The sequence below is a fragment of the Glutamicibacter arilaitensis Re117 genome (assembly GCF_000197735.1).
GTDB lineage: Bacteria > Actinomycetota > Actinomycetes > Actinomycetales > Micrococcaceae > Glutamicibacter > Glutamicibacter arilaitensis.
The window spans coordinates 48,743-69,164 of record NC_014550.1; the positions used below are offsets into that span (position 1 = coordinate 48,743).

Here is a 20,422-nt window from a genome sequence, read left to right on the forward strand (position 1 = left end):
TTCAGTTGCTACGGTAAGGAATACGTCCCGCAGTACGCACCCAAGTCGAAGGATTTCGATTGTGAACGCATTTCGTCCCGAGTACCGACACCGTGATTACAAAGCTGTCCTCTTTGATCTGGATGGCGTGATCACCCCTACTGCGTTATTGCATCGCAAGGCATGGGAAGAACTCTTCACCGCTTATTTCAGCGAACATCCGGGCGTGTCTGCCTACACGTCTGAGGATTACTACAACTTGCTCGACGGCCGGCCGCGCTATGAAGCGGTGGCCGCAATTCTTGCATCCCGCGGCATCTCATTACCGCGCGGAAGCGAAAGCGATCCTGCCGGGACCAACAGCATTTGCGCCCTGGGCAATATGAAAAACGATAAATTCACCCAGGTCCTGCACCGCGACGGAATTGATCCCTACGCGGGCTCGCTGGCGTACCTGCAGCAGGTCCTGGGTGCCGGGCTGAATGTGGCTGTGGTTTCTTCTTCCCGCAATGCCCGTACGGTGCTGAAGGCCGCCGGGCTTGAAGAGCATTTCCCGCTGGTAATCGGTGGGCAGGAGGCTGCCGCCCGCGGTCTAGCAGGAAAACCGGCTCCGGATACCTTCTTGGCTGCCGCGGCGGATCTGGGCTGGCGCCCCGAGGAGTGCGTGGTCATCGAAGATGCCACCAGCGGGGTGGCCGCGGCGCGTGCGGGCGGCTTCGGCGTCGTCGGCGTGGCACGTGAAGACAACGCGGCGGCACTGCTGGAAGCCGGCGCTGATTTCGTGGTCGAGGACCTCTCGGAGCTGGTTTCCGAGCAGGCGGTGAAAGCTTGGGAGGAGGACCCCTGGTCCATCGCCCGCACCGGGCACCGCGAGAGCAGCGGCGCTGAAGATACGGTCTTCTCCTTGGGAAACGGCTTCCTCGGTTCACGTGCGGCACAGCTGGGCCTGGGGGATCAAAGCGGCGGTACCTTCATCAACGGGCTGCACGAGGTCTGGCAGATCCGCCACGCGGAAAGCGCCTTCGGCTTGGCTGAAACCGGCCAGACGATGATCAGCGCCCCGGACTTCCGGACCTTGCGGGTATTCATCAATGATGAGGCGCTGGAAGTCGGACGCACCGAAATGCTGCGCGATGACCTGCGCCTGGACTTCCTCGATGGCACCTTGAACGCGCATACGCTGTGGCGGACCGCTGAGGGACACCGGATCGAGGTCAAGTCCCGCTCCATGATTTCCTTTACCGACCGGCATTTGGCGGTGCAGGATATCCATGTGCGGCTGCTGGATGCTCCGGCGCAGGTGCTGATCCAGTCTTCGGTGATTGGCTACCGCTCAACACGCACGGTAGCTTCCCCAGAAGAGACCGATGCCGGGGGACCGGTTGATCCGCGCAAGAGCGAAGAAGCCAGTGCCAATCCGCTGAATCCTGCCGGAACCTTTGCCGAGGACGCCCGGCTGGGCATCTCCTATGAAGTGTCCGGTTCTGGCATGAGCGTGGCGGCGATGGTGGAACACCAGGTGGCCATCACCGGTGGGGCGCAAGCTGACTTGTCGATTTCCCGCAAGGCAGCCGATGAACGTGCAGATGAGGTGATCAGCACCCGGCTGGGAGCTGGCCAGGGCGTCCGCGTTTCCAAGTTCGTGGTGTACCACTCCTCCCGCCGCCACCCAGCCCAAGAGATGCTCTTGCGCTCGGAACGTGTCTTGAAGCATCTGGTGCCACTGGGTATCGACGAGCACTTCCGCACCCAGCGCCGCTTCCTTGCCGATTACTGGGAGCGCAGCGATGTTCAGGTGGACTGCGATGACCCGGCGCTGCAGCGCAAGATCCGTTGGAACCTGTTCCAGCTCGCCCAGGCAGCTGGTCGGGCCGATGGCCTGGGGATCAGCGCCAAGGGCGTAAGTGGCAATGGATATTCCGGGCATTATTTCTGGGATACCGAGATCTACGTGATGCCGTTCTTGACCTATACCAATCAGCAATGGGCCCGCAACACCCTGCGGGCCCGCGTTTCGATGCTCCCTGCATCCACCCGCCGGGCGCGCACCATGAACGAAGCAGGGCTGCTTTTCCCTTGGCGGACCATCAACGGTGAAGAAGCCAGTGCCTACTATCCGGCAGGTACAGCCCAGTACCATATCAACGCCGACGTGGTGTATTCGCTGAACCGCTATCTGAGCGTGATGGAGGATGACGAGTTCCTGCTCGCTGGTGGCGCGGAAATTCTGGTGGGTACCGCACGCATGTGGGCATCCTTGGGATTCTGGCGTGGAGAGCCCGGTGATGAACGGTTCCATATCCACGGTGTCACCGGACCCGATGAGTACACCGCGGTAGTCAATGACAATCTCTATACCAACGTGATGGCCCGGTTTAACCTGCGCCGAAGTGCTCAGCTGCTGACCGAGATGGCGCAGGAGCGTCCGCGTGACTACGCGCTGCTGGCTGACAAGTATGCGCTGGAAGAAGAGGAAATCCTGCTGTGGCTTAAGGCCGCGCACTGCATGCATATTCCGTATTCGGAATCAGTGGGAATCCATCCGCAAGATGAGCATTTCTTGAATCGCGAGGTCTGGGATCTGGAGAATACCGCCGCGGATAAGCGGCCGCTGCTGCTTCACTACCACCCGCTGGTGATCTACCGTTTCCAGGTGATCAAGCAGGCTGACGCGGTGCTGGCCTTGTGGTTGCGCTCCAGCGACTTCACTGCCGAGCAGAAACTCGCTGACTTCAACTACTACGATCCGCTGACTACGGGAGATTCGACTTTGTCGGCCACGGTGCAGTCCATCTTGGCAGCCGAGGTCGGGTACCGGGATCTTGCTTTGGAGTATTTCGAGCATGCGCTGAACGTGGATCTGGACAACCTGCATGGAAACACCGCAGACGGCGTCCATGTGGCTTCCACCGGAGGCGTGTGGTCGGCGCTGATCTATGGCTTTGCCGGGTTGCGCGATGACGATGACCGGCTGTGCTTCGATCCGCGCCTGCCAGAAAAGTGGCGGTCGCTGAGCTTCAGCCTGGGCTGGCGGGGGATGCGGATCGCGGTCGAACTCAGGGCCCGCTCCATCGAGTTCACCTTGCAGGGCGACTTCTCGCGACCGATCTGGGTACGCGGTGAGCAAATCGACCTGCAACCCGGGCAGGCTCTGGTGGTACCGCTGCCTGACCAGGGACCGGCACTGGAAGGCCGGCCAAGTTTGGATCATGTGCTGTCCTTGCAAAGAGTTGCCGGCGTCGAAGTGCCCAAGAAGGCCTGGTAGACCCAGCCTGTACGGCAAGAGGGAGGCCAAGAACCGATCCGGTTCTTGGCCTCCCTCTTTGCGTGCAGTGCCCGCTAGGGGCCGCGTTGCCCCTTAAAGCGTCATTTCCTCGAGCTTGCGCCCCTTGGTTTCCTTGACTAGGAAGATCACGAAGACCAAGGAGAGCAGGGCGAAGAAGGCATAGATGCCGTAGGCCAAGGCCAAGCCTGCTTCTGCCAGGGCCGGGAAGGAAGTGGAGACGATGAAGTTCGCAATCCACTGCGCAGCGGCGGCTACGCCCAGCGCCAATGCGCGGATGGAGTTCGGGAACATTTCGCCCAGGAGCACCCAGACAGCTGGCCCCCAGGTCGCGCCGAAGCCGACGACGAACAGGTTGGCTGCGACCAGTGCGACGATGCCCCAGCTGCCCGGAAGCTCGACGGCACCGTTGGTGGTGACCGACTGGGCAAAGGCGACGGCCATCATGCCCAGTGACACGGTCATGATTGCCGAGCCGATGGTCAGCAGCAGCTTGCGGCCGATCACGTCGATCAGCAGCACGGCCACGATCGTGGCCACCACATTGGTGATCGAGGTGATCAGCGAAATGGTGAAGGAGTCGGACTCGGCGAAGCCCACGGACTTCCACAGCGTGGTGGAGTAGTAGAAAATCACGTTGATGCCGACGAACTGCTGGAATACCGATAGCAGGATGCCGGTCCAGACCAGCGGGTGGAACCCGAAGCGGCCGAGCAGGTCCTTCAATACCTGGCGGCGTTCAATGTGCACAGTAGCTCGGATTTCTTCGATTTTGGCTTCGGTTTCGGTGCCGGCCTGCATGCCTATATCGCGGGTGAGCACGGTGGCGGCTTCCACGTAGCGGCCACGCTCAACGAGATAGCGCGGGGATTCAGGCAGGCGCAGGACCAGCAGGCCATAGACTACGGCCGGAACGATCAGCGAGAGGTACATCCAGCGCCAGGCGGCCAGGCCGAACAGGCCGATGGCATCCGCGGAGCCCATGACGAAGACGAGCAGGGCGCTGACGAGGAAGGCCACGAAGATGCCCAGCACGATGGCCATCTGCTGCATGGTGCCCAAGCGCCCGCGATGGGCTGCTGGGGAAACTTCGGCGATGTAGGCCGGGGCGATTACCGAGGCGAAGCCCACGCCGATGCCGCCGACAATGCGCCAGAGGATCAAGTCCGCAACGCCGAAGCACAGCCCGCAGCCCAGGGCCGAGATGAGCAGCAGCATCGATGCAATGAGCATGGTGCGCACGCGGCCCACGCGTTCGGAGACGACGCCGGCCACCCAAGCGCCCACGGCTGCGCCCAGCAGGGCGCAAGATACGGTGAAACCGATGGTCACTGCGTTGAGCCCGAATTCGTGCTCGACAGCGTCCACGGTGCCGTTAACGATTGATGAGTCATACCCGAAAACAAACCCACCCAATGCCGCGCCGAGGGCGATGAAGATGAGCCGTGCGGATAGTTTTCCGTCTGATGTAGTCGCAGTCACAAATAGTCATGCTATCGGATTCGACCCCACCAACAATGGCCAATTTTGGCTTTTGAATGGGAGATGAATCACATTTTGGAAGGAGTCCTTACTTTATCTTGCCGTGAGCCGCTTCCGGCTCCGGATCTCTTCCCACACCAGTGGGGGAATTCAAGCAAAACGGCCGGCCGCCGCCACGATTTTTCGTGACGGCGGCCGGCTGGATGCATTTGATTACTGCTTCGCAGGTTTCTGCGAGTCGGCCAAATCATTTCCGCGCGCCTTGGCGACAAGGCTCATGACGTGGAAGACCACCAAGGTCGCGATCGAGCCCAGTGCGATGCCGCCGAGCTGGAATTGGCCGAAAGCGATCTCCTTGGTTACCGCGATCGCGATGATCAGGCCGGTGCCTGCGGTCATGAGGTTGATCGGGTTGCCGAAGTCCACCTTCGCCTCGATCCACAGGCGGGCACCGACGATGCCGATCATGCCGTAGAGCACGATGCCCAAGCCGCCGATGACGCCCACCGGGATGGTGCCGATCAGCGCGCCGAACTTCGGCAGGAAGGCCAGGGCCATCGCCACAATCGCCGCAACCCAGTAGGCCGCAGTGGAGTAGACGCGCGAGGCGGCCATCACCCCGATGTTCTCGGCATAGGTGGTGGTGGCCGAACCGCCGCCGAATCCGGCGAGTACGCTGGCAGCGCCATCGGCCATCAGCGCACGGCCGTTGAACTTCGACAGGTCGCGATTGGTCATCACGCCCACGGTGCGCACATGGCCGATGTTCTCGGCGATCAGCACGAACACCGCAGGCAGGAACATCAGCGCAGTGTCGAAGTGGAAGGTCGGGGTGTGGAATTCTGGCAGTCCGATCCACTCCGCGGCAGCAACCGCCTTGAAGCTCACCTGCCCCTGGGCCAGCGCAACAAGGTAGCCGCAAAGAAGTCCCATGAGGATCGACAACCGGCCCAGCAGGCCCTTGAACGCAACGGTCGCGACCACGGTAAAGATCACCGTGAGGAAAGTGGTCAGTGGGAACTCGGTCATGGGAACCAGCGTTGCGCTGGCCAAATTCAGGCCGATGAGCGCCACGATGGTGCCCATGACCACCGGCGGCATCAGGGCGTGGATCCAGCCGGTGCCGGTCTTCTGCACGATCAGCCCGACAACGAACAGCAAGGCCCCGGTCATCACGATGCCGCCCAGCGCGCCGGACATGCTGTGCGACTGGGTGGTCGAGAGGACCGGGGCAATCATCGCAAAGGACGAGCCGAGGTAGCTGGGCACCTTGTTCCTGGTCATCAGCAAGAAGATGACGGTGGCCAGGCCGGTGAACAGCAAGGTCGTGGTGACCGGGAAGCCGGTGATGGTTGGCACCAGGATGCTGGCGCCGAACATCGCCAGGATGTGCTGGGCTCCGATGGAAACGGTCTGCGGCCAATGCAGCCGCTCATCCGGGGCAACTACCTCACCTGGGGTGATGGTCCTGCCGTTGCCGTGAATGCTCCAACTCATGATTCCTCTTCCCGGGCCCTGCGGGTTTTAGGCCGTAGAGAAGTCTACTCGGTTCTCGTGCGCCTGCGCGAAGAAAGAGCGCTCATGTTCCGCGGAGCGGATGAAAGCGGCCTCCATGCGGGCCCGCAGCTGCGGATCTGCCTGCTCGAACGCCTGGCGGACCATTTCGATGGCCTGCTCGGTGGCGGAATCGAATTCCTCGGATGCATAGGTTTCCAGCCATTGCCGATAAGGATGCTCGGCATGGTTGGCTGCCGCCAACCGCTTGCCGATGTCCTGGTACAGCCAGTAGCAAGGCAGGATCGCGGCAATCAGCTCCCCGTAGCTCTCCTGGCTGGCAGCCAGGTGGTTGGTGTAGTTCAGCGTGATGGCGCTGGGCGTATCAGCGAACTCGTCCAGGTAGCTGCCGTGCAGCTGCAGCTCGCCATCGAGGATGCCGTTGGCGCCACGCGACCAGAAACGCTGGGCACCGAGATCCGGCGCCATCGAGCTGGCCAGCGAAAGCACCTTGGCATAGCGCAGCAGATACAGCGCATCCTGGGCGATGTAGTAGTGGAAGTCTTCCCGGTCCAAGGTGCCCTCGGATAGCCGGGTGATGAAATCCAGCTGGTCGATTTCCTCGCGGATGGGCTGGATCTTCTGCCACCAGTCGCCCATTGGATCTGCGGTGCCGAAGAAGTCGATGAAGTGGTTGACCGGGCCGTGGCCGCTGCCCACCTGCAATTGGTCGGCCGCTGCGATGGCCTTGGAGAGATAGGACTTGGACTGCTCCAACGCGGCGATCCAATCTCCAGTGGCAGCGAAGCGGGTAGCCAGAGTGCTGGAAAGGGTGCAGCCGGTGCCGTGGGTGTTCCTGGTGGCATGGCGCGCTCCGTGCAGCTCCAGCTGCACCCCGCCCGCCGACACCAGGGCATCGGGGCAATCCGCCCCGGCCAGGTGCCCGCCCTTGGCCAGCACCAGCGTGTCGTGCTTGGCAGCCAGCCGCTGGGCCTGGCGCAGGGCTTCGTCCCAGGAAGGGGCCACAGGCTCGCGCAGCAAGCTGGCCAGCTCCAGCAGGTTCGGGGTAATCACCGTGGCGCGATCCAGCAGTGAATCAAGGGCCGATTCGTCGTCGAGCAGGCGATCCCCGCTGGTCGCCACCATGACCGGGTCCAGCACGACGGGGGCGTCAACAGTTTCCAGCCAGCTGGTGACTGCGCGGATCACCTCGGCGTTGGCCAGCATCCCGATCTTGATCGCATCGATGCGGATATCTGTACTCACGGCTTCGAGCTGCGTGAGGACGAAATCGCCGCTGATCGCCTGAACTCCGGATACCCCATGGGTGTTTTGCGCAGTCAAAGCGGTGATCACGCACATTCCGTAGCCGCCGTTGGCGGCAATGGCCTTCAGATCCGCTTGGATTCCGGCGCCGCCGGAAGGATCGGAGCCTGCGATGGATAGGATGTTCATTTCGAGGCCTCCCAGGCTGCGACCAGCTGCGCGCTGGCAAGTTGCGGATCTTCGGCGTTGCAGATGGCGCGGACCACGGCCAGGCCTGCGCCGCCGCCGGCGCGGATCGCGGCGGCATCGTCTTGGGTAATTGCGCCGATCGCTACGCAGGGCAGCTTGGCCAAGGCAGCGGCTCGCGCAAAGCCGTCCAGCCCCAGGGGAGCAGGATGGTCTTTTTTCGTCGGAGTGGCGCGGATGGCTCCTACACCGAGGTAGTCGATCACCGAGGCGACCTTGTTCGCCTGGGCCAATTGCTCATCGCTGGAAGCACTCAAGCCGATGATGCCCTCGCCGATGATCTGGCGAGCCAGCTGTACCGGCACATCTTTTTGCCCGATATGGATGCCGTTCACTGCTGCGCCAGCAGCCCGTGCCGCGAGGTAGACGTCAATGCGGTCATTGATCAGCAACTGGGCTTTGCCCTCGGTGAGCTTGGCAGCCGCGCAGGCCAGCTCGAAGAATTCCCGGGCGCTTTCATCCTTGGCGCGCAGCTGGATCCACCCGATCCCTCCGGCGACGGCGCCCTCGATAACTTCCAGGGTGCTGCGTGGGGTGCAGCTGGCAGTGTTGGCTACTAGATAAGCGCCGTAATTATGCATGGTTCAATTCCTCGTACTTCAAAGTCTTCAGTTCCCCGGGATCGGCAGCCGACAGCGCATCAAGGAAGGCAACTGCGAAGCTGCCCGGACCGGAGCTGCCAGCCAGGGCCTTTTCCGCGGCCAGGCCATAGAAACCGTGGGCTGCGATGGTGGCCTCGAACGGGTCATCGTGGACCGCAACCATCCCGGCGCAGACCGCGCCCAAGGCGCAGCCGCCACCTGTCATCCGGGTCAAGCCAATTCCGTTGGTATGCACCAAGACGGTACGCGTGGCGTCGATGATGGCGTCAGCCTGGCCGGAAATGGCCACTACGCAGTCGTGTTCCGTGGCCAGTTCGCGTCCCGCCGCCAAGGCGGCAGAAACCTCATCCAAGGCATCGACACCGCGCGAAGCAGATTGCCGGCCGGCCAGGGCCAGGATTTCCGAGGCGTTGCCGCGAATCAGGGTCGGGCGTTGCCGGACAATGCGCCGGGCAAACTCCGTGCGCACCGGAAGCGCTCCCACTGCCACTGGATCCAGGACCCAGGGGGTGCCTGCAGCGCTCGCCGACTGCACAGCTTCTTCCATGGCGGTCAGCTGTTCAGTGCTTGGAGTTCCCAAATTCACCAATACGGCTGAAGCTGCCTGCGCGAATGGGCCGGCCTCTCCGGGCAGATCCGTCATGGCCGGGGAAGCCCCGGATGCCAGCAAGACATTGGCGGTGAAATTGGATACGACGGTATTGGTCAGGCAAAAAACCAAAGGTGATTGTTGCCGGTATTTTTGGGCAACTGCATGCAAAGCCATGCGACATCCCTCCGCTAGCGTGAACTAGATCAGGTTCTACGGGTCTTATCTCAGTCGGTTGATCCGACACCCCGTGTCACTGCCATAGAGCGTACGCACAACCGGTTCCGAGGACAAGTTACTTACGCTCGCGCCGCGCCACCAAGGCCTTGAGCGTGGCCGCATCCACCTTCTGCGCGGCCGCCAGCGCCCAGAGGCGATCCACGGCGGCCAGCAGATCTTCCCTGGTGTCCACCGTCTGCGGCCGCTCGTTGACCACTGTGCCGGCCCGGCGCCGGGAGGTGATCAGCTCTTCGGCTTCCAGCTCCTTGTAGGCGCGCGCCACTGTACCGGCAGCGACGCCGAGGTCCGTGGCCAGCGCACGCACAGTAGGCAGCTTGCTCCCCGAGGGCAAATCTCCCAAGGAGATCAGTGAAGCAATCTGCGAGCGGATCTGCTCATAGGGCGGGGTAGCTGCTTGGAGGTCAACACTGATCTGCGTGCTCATGAAGTAGCTGCCGGCTGATGTTCCCGCACGAAGGCGCTACCGGGGCGCTCTAGGAAAATGACTGCTGGGACAACGAAGATGAGCAATGCAAAGAGTCCCAGCCCGGCCGGGAATCCGTAGCCAATGAGCAGCATGGCTACCACTGCACTGGTGTTAACACGCATTGAACGCAGTTCCAGGACCTTGCGGTACCAGATTTCTTCGGCCGACGAGACAGCCCAGGGAATAATTGCCCGGCGGGAGAACCAGACGAATCCAAGATGGGTTGCCAGCAACAGCAGGATCAAGCCTGCAACCATTGTCTTGCCTGGAGGCACGAAGCCCCACAAATAGTCCAGCGGCGGATCGAGCAGAAAATAGGTGCTGGTGGCAAACAGCAAGCCAGCGGCGATGTAGGACCACAAGGGCAGGGGCGCGTGGTACTTGGGTGCTGCAGACGCCTGCCGGGCCACGGTGCTGACGTAGCTGAGATAAAGCGCATTGAGAACGGCATAGCTCAAAGCCGCACCGGCAAAGATCATTAAGATCCACGTAGTTCGCTCATTGGTAGGCATCTGGAGCTCGTCATCCAGTGGCAAGAATGACCAGCCGATTGCAACGCTGAGCAAGGTGAGTGCTGCAGTTACGTATTGCAAGGTGAATAGTTGATCACGCAAACGCGAGAAGGCGGTCCGTTCCCTGGTGGTGGATTGAGCTGAGAATGTAGAGCGCGGTCCCCAGAAGAGCAACGTGAGGGCGACCGCAAGGGCGCCATAGCTAACGAACTCGTACTGTCCATCCGGCGAATTAGCCTGCGAGTAATTGACCACCGACACGGTGAAGGCCAGCAAGACGATGCCGATATTGCGCATCAAGCGGTTGAGCCAGACCGTGCGCAACGCTTGGTTGTCTTCGGCCGAGATGCCGGCCAAGGCAGGTCTTTTCAGGATAACTACGGTAATCACAGCCGCGGCCACGATGATCCCTGCCAGGGCCACGATGAATACCGGGAGCATCTGTGTGCCCGGCAACCGCCCATCATACGGACCCTCCGACGTGTATGAATAGATGCCGTCAAAATCAAAGGTCGTGAATTCCGAGGCCGGAACGCCAACGAGCCCTTCGACTTTGGACGCCGGCCACAGGGAGCCGACCGCGATCAGCAGCAAAAGCCCAACGAAAGCCCCTAGGGCCTTGGGAAATGGAGTTGTCAGGCTGCGGGCCTCTAATGAAGCGGTGCGCACTGGCTGGAGTTCCTTGGGCCAAGTGAACAAGCCGATGAGGTAAACCAGAAGAACCCAGATCCCCGGAGTGAGTGCTTCAGCGAGAGCCGAACCTGAATTGGGCTCGGTCATTGAAACGCGCCAGGTCTCGGACAAATCCCATGAGGTTGAAGCAAAGAATGCGATCAATGCGCACCAGAACGAGTGGGATCGGGCCCGGTCGATAGCTGGTGTTCCACGCCTGTGCGCCACCGAACGCAACCAAACGCAGATGATTGCGGCAACGAAAGCGATGGATATGGCGCTCGCCGAGAACTGGTTCATGGAAATCAATGTATCAACTATTTGATACATATTGAATCCTCCGGCGAATTAAACGATGAAAAATAGTCCCAGTGACGTACGCTCAAATCATGGGTCTGTTTACTTCCACTCCGTTGCCCGAACCGGTCGGTGATTCCGCACCTCCGGTGGACGAGCATCCATCGCGCATAGCAACAGTTCTGAGCCATTTGCGGCGTTCTGCGGACACGCGGATCACGCATCCGCGACGCTTCCGCCGGCAGCAGCTCAAGGCACTGGAGAAGATGCTGGAAGAGCATCTGGAAGACTTCGTCCAGGCCTTGGCCGAGGACTTGGGCAAGAGTGCCACCGAAGCCAAATTCTCCGAAATCGACGTGGTGCGCGCGGAAATAGATTTCGCCCAGCGCCACCTCGTTGAATGGATGGATTCCACCAGTGTCAAGGTTCCGCTGGCCTTGCAGCCAGCCATGGCCAAGGTCGAGCCGCGCCCGCTGGGGGTCATGCTGATTATCGGCGCCTGGAACTATCCGGTTCAGCTGGTGCTCGCACCGCTGGTCGCGGCCATTGCTGCCGGCAACGCTGCGGTCATCAAGCCATCCGAGCTGGCTCCTGCGACCTCAGGCGCCTTGGCCAAGTTCCTCCCGGTCTACCTCGACGAACGGGTTTACGCGGTAGTTGAAGGCGGCGTGGATACCTCCACCGAGTTGCTGGCCGCCCGCTGGGACCACATTTTCTACACCGGCGGCGAACGCGTGGCCAAGATCGTGGCTGCCGCGGCCGCGAAGCATCTGACGCCTACCACCTTGGAATTGGGCGGAAAATCGCCGGCCGTGGTGGAAAACGATTCGTTGGCTTCCGCGAAGCGCTTGGCTTACGCCAAGTTCATGAATGCCGGCCAGACCTGCGTGGCGCCGGATTACGTATTGAGCGTGGGCGACTCGTCTGAGCTCATCAGGCGCCTGGGCCAGGCCATCACCAGCTTCTACGGCAAGGAACCGCTCACCCATCCGGACTTTGGCCGCATCGTCAGCCGCAAGCACTTTGAGCGGCTGCTGTCGATGTTCGAGCAAGGCGAGGTGGTTTTCGGCGGCGAGTACGACGAGGATACCCTGCGCATAGCGCCGAGCATCATGCGCAATGTGGACCTCGAGGGAAGTTTGATGACCGAAGAGATTTTCGGTCCGATCCTGCCGGTGATCGAGGTGGAAACCTTCGAGGAAGCACTCGAATTCATTGCCCGGCGGCCGTCGCCGCTGGCCGCTTACCTGATGAGCGAAAGCCCGCGCCTGCAGTCGATTTTCTCTGACCGGGTGCGAGCCGGCTCCATTGTGCATAATGCTCCGTTGGCCCAGATGATCGTTCCAACCCTGCCTTTCGGCGGCGTGGGACCGAGTGGAATGGGGGCCTACCACGGCAAGCATGGTTTCGACAGGCTTTCGCAGATGCGCTCTGAACTCAACAAAACGACCGTCGTTGATACCTTGAGCGCAATATATCCTCCGTATTCATGGGCTAAGCGAAAGATCATTGATCGCTTACTGTAGCGCGGTTCATAGCGTTTTAGCTTGTCAGGGTGCTTGGATGGATAGGTTGGAAATTTTCAAGCATCAGGAGATGTAACGCATGACTGAGCCCGCACCGTCTCAGGACGGTCTGAAGCGTGGCCTCAAAGCACGCCATATGCAGATGATTGCCATTGGCGGCTCGATTGGTACCGGACTATTTGTCGCGTCCGGCGGCACCATTGCCCAAGCAGGACCCGGTGGGTCACTGGTGGCCTACGCACTGATCGGCATGATGGTGTTGCTCCTGATGCAGTCACTGGGTGAAATGAGCGCCCGGCTCCCGGTAGCCGGCTCGTTCCAGACCTACGCGTCGGTCTTCGTGAACCGCCACTTCGGCTTCGCGATCGGCTGGAACTACTGGTTCAACTGGGCCATCACCGTGGCCGCTGAACTGGTGGCTGCTGGCATCATCATGTCCTACTGGTTCCCCGATACACCGGGATGGATCTGGGCAGGGCTCTTCCTGATCCTGCTCACCGGATTGAACGCGCTGTCGGCCAAGGCCTTCGGCGAGGGCGAATACTGGCTGGCCGCGATCAAGGTCATCACCGTCGTGGTCTTCTTGATCTGCGGCGTCGCGATGATCTTCGGCATCTTGGGGGATTCAACCCCGGGATTCAGCAACTGGACCGATGGTGAAGCTCCCTTTGTGGGCGGCTGGCTGTCCATTGTCTCGGTCTTCATGATCGCTGGCTTCTCATTCCAGGGTACCGAGCTGATCGGCGTTGCCGCCGGTGAAGCCGAGAACCCGAAGCGCGATATCCCCAGGGCCATCAAGGCGATCTTCTGGCGCATCATGCTCTTCTACATCGGCGCGATCTTCGTCATCGGCATGCTGATCCCGTACCTGGATCCTTCGCTGCTGTCTTCCGAAGCCTCGGATATCACCACCTCGCCATTCACCCTGGTCTTCGAGCGTGCAGGCGTGGCCTTCGCTGCTGCGCTGATGAACGCCGTGATCCTCTCGGCCATCCTCTCGGCGGGCAACTCCGGACTATATGCCTCATCACGCATGCTTTATTCGATGGCGCTCGACGGCAAGGCACCAAAGATCTTTGCCCGCTTGAACAAGCGCGGCGTACCGATGCCGGCAATGCTCTTGACCGCCTCGGTAGGCCTCTTTGGTTTCCTGACCGCCATTGTCGGACAGGGTTCGGCCTACACGTGGCTGCTGAACGTATCCGGCCTTTCCGGCTTTATCGCCTGGATAGGTATCGCGGTGTGCCACTACAAGTTCCGCAAGGCGTATATCGCCAGCGGCCAAGACCTGGCGAACCTTCCGTACAAGGCGCCGCTGTTCCCATTGGGCCCGGTCCTAGCCTTCGTCATCCTGATCGTGGTGATCATCGGCCAGAACTACCAGGCGATCGTGGATGGAAACTTGCTGCAGATGGCTTCGAGCTACATCGGCCTGCCGATCTTCCTGCTGCTCTGGCTGGGCCACTGGCTGGCTACCCGCAAGCAGCCAGCCGTGGCCATCGATCCATGGACCGCGAAGCTGAACTAGCCAGCTAGCGCAGCATCAACAATCACCCGAGCTTCAGCCAGCACCTGCTGCAGATGCTCGGGTGATTTTGTTGATTCTGCATAGATCTTGTAGATGTCTTCTGTGCCCGATGGGCGCGCGGCAAACCATGCGTGCTCACTGGAGACCTTCAGTCCGCCAATGGCGAAGCCAGCAGCTTCCGTCACCTTGGCGGTAATCGTGTCGCCGGCCAGCTCGGTGGCGGCCACCATCGAGGCATCCAGCTTGGAGAGCAACGCCTTCTGCTCGCGATCAGCCGGCGCATCGAAGCGGTCATAGAAGCTTGCGCCATGGCGCTGGACCAGCTGCGCATGCAGCTGGCTTGGGCTCTTGCCGGTGACCGCACGGATCTCGGACGCCAGCAGAGCCAGCATCAACCCATCCTTATCGGTGCTGAACGCCTTGCCGGAGAAGTCCAGGAAGCTCGCCCCAGCGGACTCCTCACCGCAGAAAGCGACCATTCCTGAAGACAGCGGTTCAACGAAGTACTTGAACCCGACAGGCACCTCGCGCAGCGTCCGGCCGTGGGAGGCCACCACCTTGTCGATAAGCACCGACGAGACCAGGGTTTTGCCGAGCTGCGCATCTGCTGGCCAGTGCTCGCGATGGGTCAGCAGGTAGTCGATGGCCACGGCCAGGAAGTGGTTCGGATTCATCAGCCCTGCATCCGGGGTGACGATGCCGTGGCGGTCTGCATCCGCATCGTTGCCGGTGGCGATGTCGTACTTCTCGCGGTTGGCCACCAAGGAGGCCATGGCGTGGGCCGAGGAGCAGTCCATGCGGATCTTGCCATCTTTATCAAGGGTCATGAAGCCGAAGCGCGGGTCAACGGATTCGTTGACCACTTCCAGATTCAAGCCATAGCGGCGGCCGATTTCGCCCCAGTAATGCACCGAAGCTCCGCCCAGCGGGTCCGCTCCGATGGAAATGCCCGAGGCTGCGATGGCCTTGAAGTCGATGACTGCAGCCAAGTCGGTGATGTACAGCTCGCGGAAGTCGAACGGACGGGCGCTTGGCTCGCCTCGCTTGATCTGGCCGTTGGCCAATAGCTCATTGGCGCGGGCGGCAATGGGCCCGGTGATCTCGGATTCGGCCGGGCCGCCATGCGGTGGGTTGTACTTGATGCCGCCGTCGGCTGGCGGATTGTGCGAAGGCGTGATGATCAAGCCGTCTGCCTGCTCGCCGCCCTCGGCGTTATGCACCAGGATTGCATGGCTCACGGCAGGGGTGGGCGTCAGTCCGTCTTCAGCCAGCACCGTGACGCCGTTGCCTGCCAGCACCTCCAGCGCAGTGCGGTAGGCAGGCTCGGACAGTGCGTGGCTGTCCTTGCCCACGTACATCGGGCCGGTGATCCCAGCGCCGTTGCGGTAGTCCACCACAGCCTGGGTAATCGCCGCGATATGCGCTTCGTTGAAGGTGCCGTTCAGCGAGGAACCGCGGTGCCCTGAGGTGCCGAAGATGACCGCTTGTCCGGGGTTGCTGGCCGAAGGCGTGATGCTGCTGTAGGCATCGAGCACCTCCTGAAGATTAATCAGGTCGGATACGGTTGCTGGTTCTCCAGCTCGAAGGTGTGCCACAGATTGCCTTTCAGGTTGATGCGCGTAACGCGGATCCATAGAAGAATGGTGGGCAAATGAGCTATTACCCGTATCCGCAGAACCCCTATCAACGACCGCCAGAGTCCGCCAGCCTGTCGGTGGCTTCCCTGGTGCTGGGTATCTTGTCGTTGCTGGGCTTCTCTGTCATTATCCTTGTTCCGTTGGCAGGAGTCATCACAGGACACCTGGCTTATCGGCGCGAACCTGCTTCCCGCGGGCTATCGCTGGCCGGGCTGATCACCTCATGGGTCGGATTAGCCCTTGCCATCGTCATTTATGCCGCGGTGATCTGGTTCTTCTGGGCGGTATCCACAGGCTTCGGCTACGACTCGTATTACGACAACGTGACCTTCTCACAAGGGCTTCTTCGATAATCCCCGGGCATGAAAAAAGCGGTTGGTTCAAATGAACCAACCGCTTTTCGCATGATCGAACGCCTAGAGGATCGGGCCCATCAGCTTCTTCAGGGCCGGGGTAGCTGCCATCATGGCAACACCCAGGACGACAGCGGTGCCGCCCATGGCGATGAAGTACGGGATCTCGTTGCCCTCGGTGTAGTAGCCGGCCAGCACACCCGACAGGGTGGTGCCCAGCGAAACCGACAGGAAGAACAATGCGATCATCTGGGTGCCGAAAGAGGCCGGAGCCAGCTTGGTGGCAATGGCCTGGCCCACTGGCGAAAGCAGCAGCTCGGCAAAGGTGCACAGCAGCAAGATGCCCACCAGTGCCAGCAGCGGGGTCTTCACGAAGGATTCCAGCGGGATGAACAGCAAGAAGGCCGCACCCACAACTACCAATGCCAGGCCGAACTTCATCGAAGTGCGCGGCTGGCGCTTGCCCAGCTTGGTCCACAACGCGGCGAAGATGCCGGCGAAGATGATGATAAAGACCGGGTTGATCGAGGTGACCCAGCTCGGCGGCATTTCCCAGCTGCCCAAGTGGCGGTCGAGACGCTGGTCCGAGTAGGCAGCGATGAAGGTGAACTGCTGCTGGAACAGGGCCCAGAAGGCAGCCGAACCGATGTAGAACGGAATGAACGCCCAGACCTGCTTGCGCTCGGTGGCGTCAACCTTCTTGCTGCGCAGGATCAGTGCGAAGTAGATGATCGAAGCGGCGATGACCACGTAGGCGATGGTGCTTGCCAGGTTTTCCGGGGTCACGATCTTGGATACGAAAGCGGCGACGATCAGAACGATCACGGCAGCGAAGATGACCACGTAGCGCTTGCGCTCAGCGGCTGGCAGCGGGTTGCTTGGGATGCGTCCGGATTCCGGAAGGTTCTTGCGTCCCACCGCGTAGATGCCCAGGCCGATGCCCATGCCAACTGCTGCGGCAGCGAAGCCGATGTGGAAGCCGTAGGCAACCTGCAGCCAACCGGTGAGCAGTGGGCCAAGCAGGCCACCGATGTTCACGCCCATGTAGAACAGGGAGAAGCCGGCGTCGATGCGTGGATCGTCCTTGGAATACAGGGAACCGACCAGGGCCACGGCGTTGGCCTTCAGGCCGCCGGAGCCGACTGCTACGAAGATCAGGCCGATAACCAGTCCGGTGTAGCCAGGCAGAAGCGCCAGGCCGATGTGGCCGATCATGATCGCTATAGCGGAGAAGAACAGGACCCGTTCCGAACCGTACAGGCGGTCAGAGAGCCATGCGCCCAGAATGGTGGACAGGTAAACGGCGCCGCCGTAGGCGCCGACCAGGGACAGGGCCAGGGCCTGGTCCATTCCCAGGCCACCGTCGGTGACCGAGTAGTACATGTAGTAAGCCAGCAAGCCCTGCATGCCGTAGAAAGAGAAGCGTTCCCACATTTCCACGCTGAAGAGGCTTGCGAGCGCGCCGGGATGGCCGAAGAAGGTCTTCCCGGAAGCTTGGGTGCTCGTTGTTGCAGTAGACATACGTAACATTTTTCGCTTTTGTCCACCCGAGTACCTACTTATATGGGAAAGGTCACAGCTGTATCTGAGCGGCCAGCGCGAGCAGCAGCCCCTCGTCGGAGCGCGGGGAAATCAGCTGAATACTCATTGGTAACCCCTCCTTGGAGTGACCCACCGGGATGGTGATGGCAGCTACTGAGGCGACGTTCACCATCGAGGTATAGGGCGCGTACTGGCACTGCAACATATAATCCACATCGGCCGTGGATTGTGTATAGTGCCCGATGCTCGGTGGGATCGAAGCCATGGCAGGGGTAGCCACCACGTCGAAAGCGGACCACTGGCGCACGAAATCCGCCGCAATCTGCTTCAACCTCGATCCGGCCTGCAGGCTCTGTTCCAGCGAGCGGTCAGCGGCACGGCCGCGGAAGTCCCTGGCCAGCTCACCGAGCAGCGAATCATCGGAAACCGGAACGTGCTTCAGCCCATTGGTCCACACCGCCGCGAAGGTTTCAGGATAATCCTCGGCATAGTGCAGATCGGCTGGCTCGACGCGGTGGCGTTGCCCCAGGCGTTCAAGGCCCTGGGTAAAGGCGTCCCGGGCTTCGGGCGCCAGCGAAATCTCATAGACCGGTTCAAAAGGAGAATGGGTGCTGTACCCGATTTTCAAGTCGGACAGGCGCTCGGGATAGCTTCCCTGCAGCAGTGGCAGGTAATGGTCCTTGCCGCGCATGGCATCAAGCAGCAGGGCTGCATCCAAAGCATCATGGGCCAACGGGCCGGAGACTGCCAGTTTCGGGGCTCCCATGGGGTCGTTGTAGCCATCAAGGACATCGCTGGGAATGCGTCCCAATGAGGGCTTGAGTCCAACCAGTCCGCAGGCCGCCGCGGGGATGCGAACCGAACCGCCGCCATCGGATCCCGGTCCCAGCGGAATCATGCCGGCGGCAATGGCCGCGGCCTGCCCGCCGGAGGATCCGCCGGAAGAGCGCGTGGGATCCAGTGGATTACGTGATGGGGCAGCGACGAGGTTCTCCGAATAGCTGCTCAACCCGAACTCCGGAACCTGCGTCTTGCCCAGGATCACCACGCCTTCGGAGCGCAGCCGGGCCACCAGTGAATGGTCGCGTTCGGCTACCGTTGTCGGCATGGCCGCGGTGCCGTAGGTGGTGGGCATCCCGGCCACCTCGTTCAGGTCCTTGAAGGCGGTGGGCAGTCCGTGCAGGCGGCCGATTTCCCCGCGGGCATGCGCCGCATCGGCCGCGGCCGCTGCTTCCATGGCATTTTCTGCCACGTGCACGAAAGCGCCTAGGTCCGCCTGCTCTTCGATGCGCGCAAGGCAGTGCTCGGTGACCTCGCGGCTTGAACGCTCGCCGCGGGCCAATTCGTCTCGCAATTTCAGGGTGCTTGAGGGAAACATGTCTGCTTTCGACGCAGGAAATGACTAGTCTTATAAGCAAACACCCTATGTGAGAGGAATGCCAGCCATGAGCGATTTCGAAACTGTCTCGGTCAACGATGTCCCGAAGGACGCCTTCATCCTTGATGTGCGCGAAGACTTCGAATGGGAAGCCGGACGAGCTGCCGGGGCCACCCACGTTGTGCTTGGCACCCTGCCAGAGCGCGTGGGCGAGCTGGACCCGGATGTCGATACCTACGTGATTTGCCGTACCGGCGGGCGTTCTGCGCAGGCCGCAGCATGGCTGACCGGCATGGGCTACACCGCGTTCAACATCGCCGGCGGTTCCGACGCATGGCTTGAAGCGGGCCTGCCGATGGAAGCCGAGAACGGCCAGGAGCCAACCGTACGATGAGCTATGCCTATCTGGGACCTGCCGGCACTTTCACCGAGTCGGCCCTGCTGCAGGTTCCCGGGGCAGCCGATGCGCAGCGGATTCCCGCATCCAGCGTCAACGTGGCCCTGTCCATGGTGCGCGAAGGCAGCGTGGAAGCGGCGATGGTTCCGATCGAGAACTCGGTAGAGGGCGGCGTTTCAGCCACTCTGGATGCGATCGCGCAGGGCGAGGCCCTGCAGATCGTCGCCGAAATCCTCGTTCCGATCTCTTTCGTGCTTGCCGTGCGCCCTGGCATCGATTCGCTGGAGCAGATCAAGCGGATCTCCACCCACGGGCATGCCTGGGCGCAGTGCCGCCTCTGGGCCGAAGCCAACATCCCGCAAGCGGCCTTCACCCCGGCCTCATCCACGGCCGCCGGCGCCCTGGCGCTCGAAGAGGCCGAACCGCCGCATGATGCGGCGATCTGCTCTCCGCTGGTGGCCCAGGAACGCGGCCTGAAGGTGCTGGCACGCGGGGTCGAAGACAACCAGGGAGCGGTCACCCGCTTCATCCTGGTCACCCGCCCCGGAAAGATCCCGGCACCGACCAAGGTGGATAAATCCACGCTGATCCTGCCGCTGCCAGAGGACCGTCCCGGTGCGCTGATGGAAATCCTGGAACAGTTCACCGCTCGCGGAGTGAACCTTTCACGCATTGAATCGCGTCCTACCGGCCAAGGGTTGGGGCAGTACTTCTTCTCCGTGGACTTCGAGGGCCATGTGGCCGATGAACGCGTGGCTGCGGCCTTATCCGGCTTGCACCGGCTCTCCCCGGAACTGCGCTTCCTGGGTTCCTACCCGGCCGCCGAAGGTGTCGAGCCTTTTGTCGATGCGCACAATTCCGACGCGGCGTTCAGCGAAGCCCGCGATTGGGTCAAGTCGCTTCGCGAACGCCTGTAAGCAGGCAACGCAAAGG

The 20,422-nt window shown here is 61.5% G+C and carries 17 protein-coding genes and 1 riboswitch; of the genes, 7 read left to right on the forward strand and 10 right to left on the reverse strand.

Annotated elements, in window-relative coordinates; genetic code table 11:
• Positions 1 to 61 precede the first annotated feature (61 nt).
• Positions 62 to 3,244, forward strand: a complete 3,183-nt coding sequence (locus AARI_RS00590; protein ID WP_013347450.1) for a beta-phosphoglucomutase family hydrolase — start codon at positions 62 to 64, stop codon at positions 3,242 to 3,244.
• A 93-nt stretch (positions 3,245 to 3,337) separates the two neighbouring features.
• On the opposite strand, the gene AARI_RS00595 is transcribed toward AARI_RS00590, so the two are convergent.
• From AARI_RS00595 to AARI_RS00625, 7 genes are all read right to left on the reverse strand, one after another.
• Entirely contained in the window at positions 3,338 to 4,744 is a 1,407-nt protein-coding gene (locus AARI_RS00595) for a sugar porter family MFS transporter (RefSeq protein WP_013347451.1), read from the reverse strand.
• 213 nt (positions 4,745 to 4,957) lie between these two features.
• The gene (locus tag AARI_RS00600) at positions 4,958 to 6,241 is read right to left on the reverse strand and encodes a uracil-xanthine permease family protein (protein WP_013347452.1); all 1,284 of its coding nucleotides are present in this window, start codon (positions 6,239 to 6,241) and stop codon (positions 4,958 to 4,960) included.
• Positions 6,242 to 6,268: 27 nt separating this feature from the next.
• Positions 6,269 to 7,693, reverse strand: a complete 1,425-nt coding sequence (thiD, locus tag AARI_RS00605; RefSeq protein WP_013347453.1) for a bifunctional hydroxymethylpyrimidine kinase/phosphomethylpyrimidine kinase — start codon at positions 7,691 to 7,693, stop codon at positions 6,269 to 6,271.
• Positions 7,690 to 8,331 (reverse strand): thiamine phosphate synthase, encoded by a 642-nt coding sequence (thiE, locus tag AARI_RS00610; RefSeq protein ID WP_013347454.1) that lies wholly within the window; start codon positions 8,329 to 8,331, stop codon positions 7,690 to 7,692. Before thiE ends, thiD begins: the two co-directional genes overlap by 4 nt.
• The gene (thiM, locus tag AARI_RS00615) at positions 8,324 to 9,118 is read right to left on the reverse strand and encodes a hydroxyethylthiazole kinase (RefSeq protein ID WP_013347455.1); all 795 of its coding nucleotides are present in this window, start codon (positions 9,116 to 9,118) and stop codon (positions 8,324 to 8,326) included. Before thiM ends, thiE begins: the two co-directional genes overlap by 8 nt.
• A riboswitch (TPP riboswitch) is annotated at positions 9,108 to 9,202 on the reverse strand. Its footprint overlaps the gene before it by 11 nt.
• A 34-nt stretch (positions 9,203 to 9,236) precedes the next feature.
• Complete coding sequence (locus AARI_RS00620) at positions 9,237 to 9,605, reverse strand: GntR family transcriptional regulator (protein ID WP_013347456.1); 369 nt, start codon at positions 9,603 to 9,605, stop codon at positions 9,237 to 9,239.
• Positions 9,602 to 10,939 (reverse strand): hypothetical protein, encoded by a 1,338-nt coding sequence (locus tag AARI_RS00625; protein ID WP_041648256.1) that lies wholly within the window; start codon positions 10,937 to 10,939, stop codon positions 9,602 to 9,604. The genes AARI_RS00620 and AARI_RS00625 overlap by 4 nt, the downstream gene beginning before the upstream one ends.
• Here AARI_RS00625 and AARI_RS00630 point away from each other — a divergent pair.
• The 3 genes from AARI_RS00630 (at position 10,926) to AARI_RS00640 (ending at position 14,182) form a co-directional block, all read left to right on the forward strand.
• On the forward strand, positions 10,926 to 11,156 hold the full coding sequence (locus AARI_RS00630; RefSeq protein ID WP_041648259.1) for a hypothetical protein: 231 nt from the start codon (positions 10,926 to 10,928) through the stop codon (positions 11,154 to 11,156). The genes AARI_RS00625 and AARI_RS00630 overlap by 14 nt on opposite strands.
• 46 nt (positions 11,157 to 11,202) lie before the next feature.
• Positions 11,203 to 12,654: an aldehyde dehydrogenase family protein gene (locus tag AARI_RS00635; protein WP_231849417.1), complete on the forward strand. Its 1,452-nt coding sequence runs from the start codon at positions 11,203 to 11,205 to the stop codon at positions 12,652 to 12,654.
• A 79-nt stretch (positions 12,655 to 12,733) separates the two neighbouring features.
• Positions 12,734 to 14,182 (forward strand): amino acid permease, encoded by a 1,449-nt coding sequence (locus AARI_RS00640; protein WP_013347459.1) that lies wholly within the window; start codon positions 12,734 to 12,736, stop codon positions 14,180 to 14,182.
• Here the strand turns inward: AARI_RS00640 and pgm are convergent.
• Positions 14,179 to 15,777, reverse strand: coding sequence for a phosphoglucomutase (alpha-D-glucose-1,6-bisphosphate-dependent) (gene pgm / locus AARI_RS00645; protein WP_013347460.1), 1,599 nt, complete (start codon positions 15,775 to 15,777; stop codon positions 14,179 to 14,181). The two genes, AARI_RS00640 and pgm, sit on opposite strands and share 4 nt — an antisense overlap.
• 56 nt (positions 15,778 to 15,833) lie before the next feature.
• Here pgm and AARI_RS18335 point away from each other — a divergent pair, with 56 nt between their 5' ends.
• The gene (locus tag AARI_RS18335) at positions 15,834 to 16,172 is read left to right on the forward strand and encodes a DUF4190 domain-containing protein (protein WP_049862521.1); all 339 of its coding nucleotides are present in this window, start codon (positions 15,834 to 15,836) and stop codon (positions 16,170 to 16,172) included.
• Positions 16,173 to 16,235: 63 nt separating this feature from the next.
• Here the strand turns inward: AARI_RS18335 and AARI_RS00655 are convergent, their stop codons facing one another.
• On the reverse strand, positions 16,236 to 17,693 hold the full coding sequence (locus AARI_RS00655; RefSeq protein WP_013347461.1) for a peptide MFS transporter: 1,458 nt from the start codon (positions 17,691 to 17,693) through the stop codon (positions 16,236 to 16,238).
• A gap of 52 nt (positions 17,694 to 17,745) precedes the next feature.
• The gene (locus AARI_RS00660) at positions 17,746 to 19,092 is read right to left on the reverse strand and encodes an amidase (protein ID WP_013347462.1); all 1,347 of its coding nucleotides are present in this window, start codon (positions 19,090 to 19,092) and stop codon (positions 17,746 to 17,748) included.
• Between the two features lie 67 nt (positions 19,093 to 19,159).
• On the opposite strand from AARI_RS00660, the gene AARI_RS00665 reads away from it, so the two are divergent.
• Together AARI_RS00665 and pheA are read left to right on the forward strand one after the other, a co-directional pair.
• A complete protein-coding gene (locus tag AARI_RS00665) occupies positions 19,160 to 19,486 on the forward strand; it encodes a rhodanese-like domain-containing protein (protein WP_013347463.1) in 327 nt (108 codons plus the stop codon).
• Positions 19,483 to 20,406 (forward strand): prephenate dehydratase, encoded by a 924-nt coding sequence (gene pheA, locus AARI_RS00670; RefSeq protein ID WP_013347464.1) that lies wholly within the window; start codon positions 19,483 to 19,485, stop codon positions 20,404 to 20,406. Before AARI_RS00665 ends, pheA begins: the two co-directional genes overlap by 4 nt.
• Positions 20,407 to 20,422 lie beyond the last annotated feature (16 nt).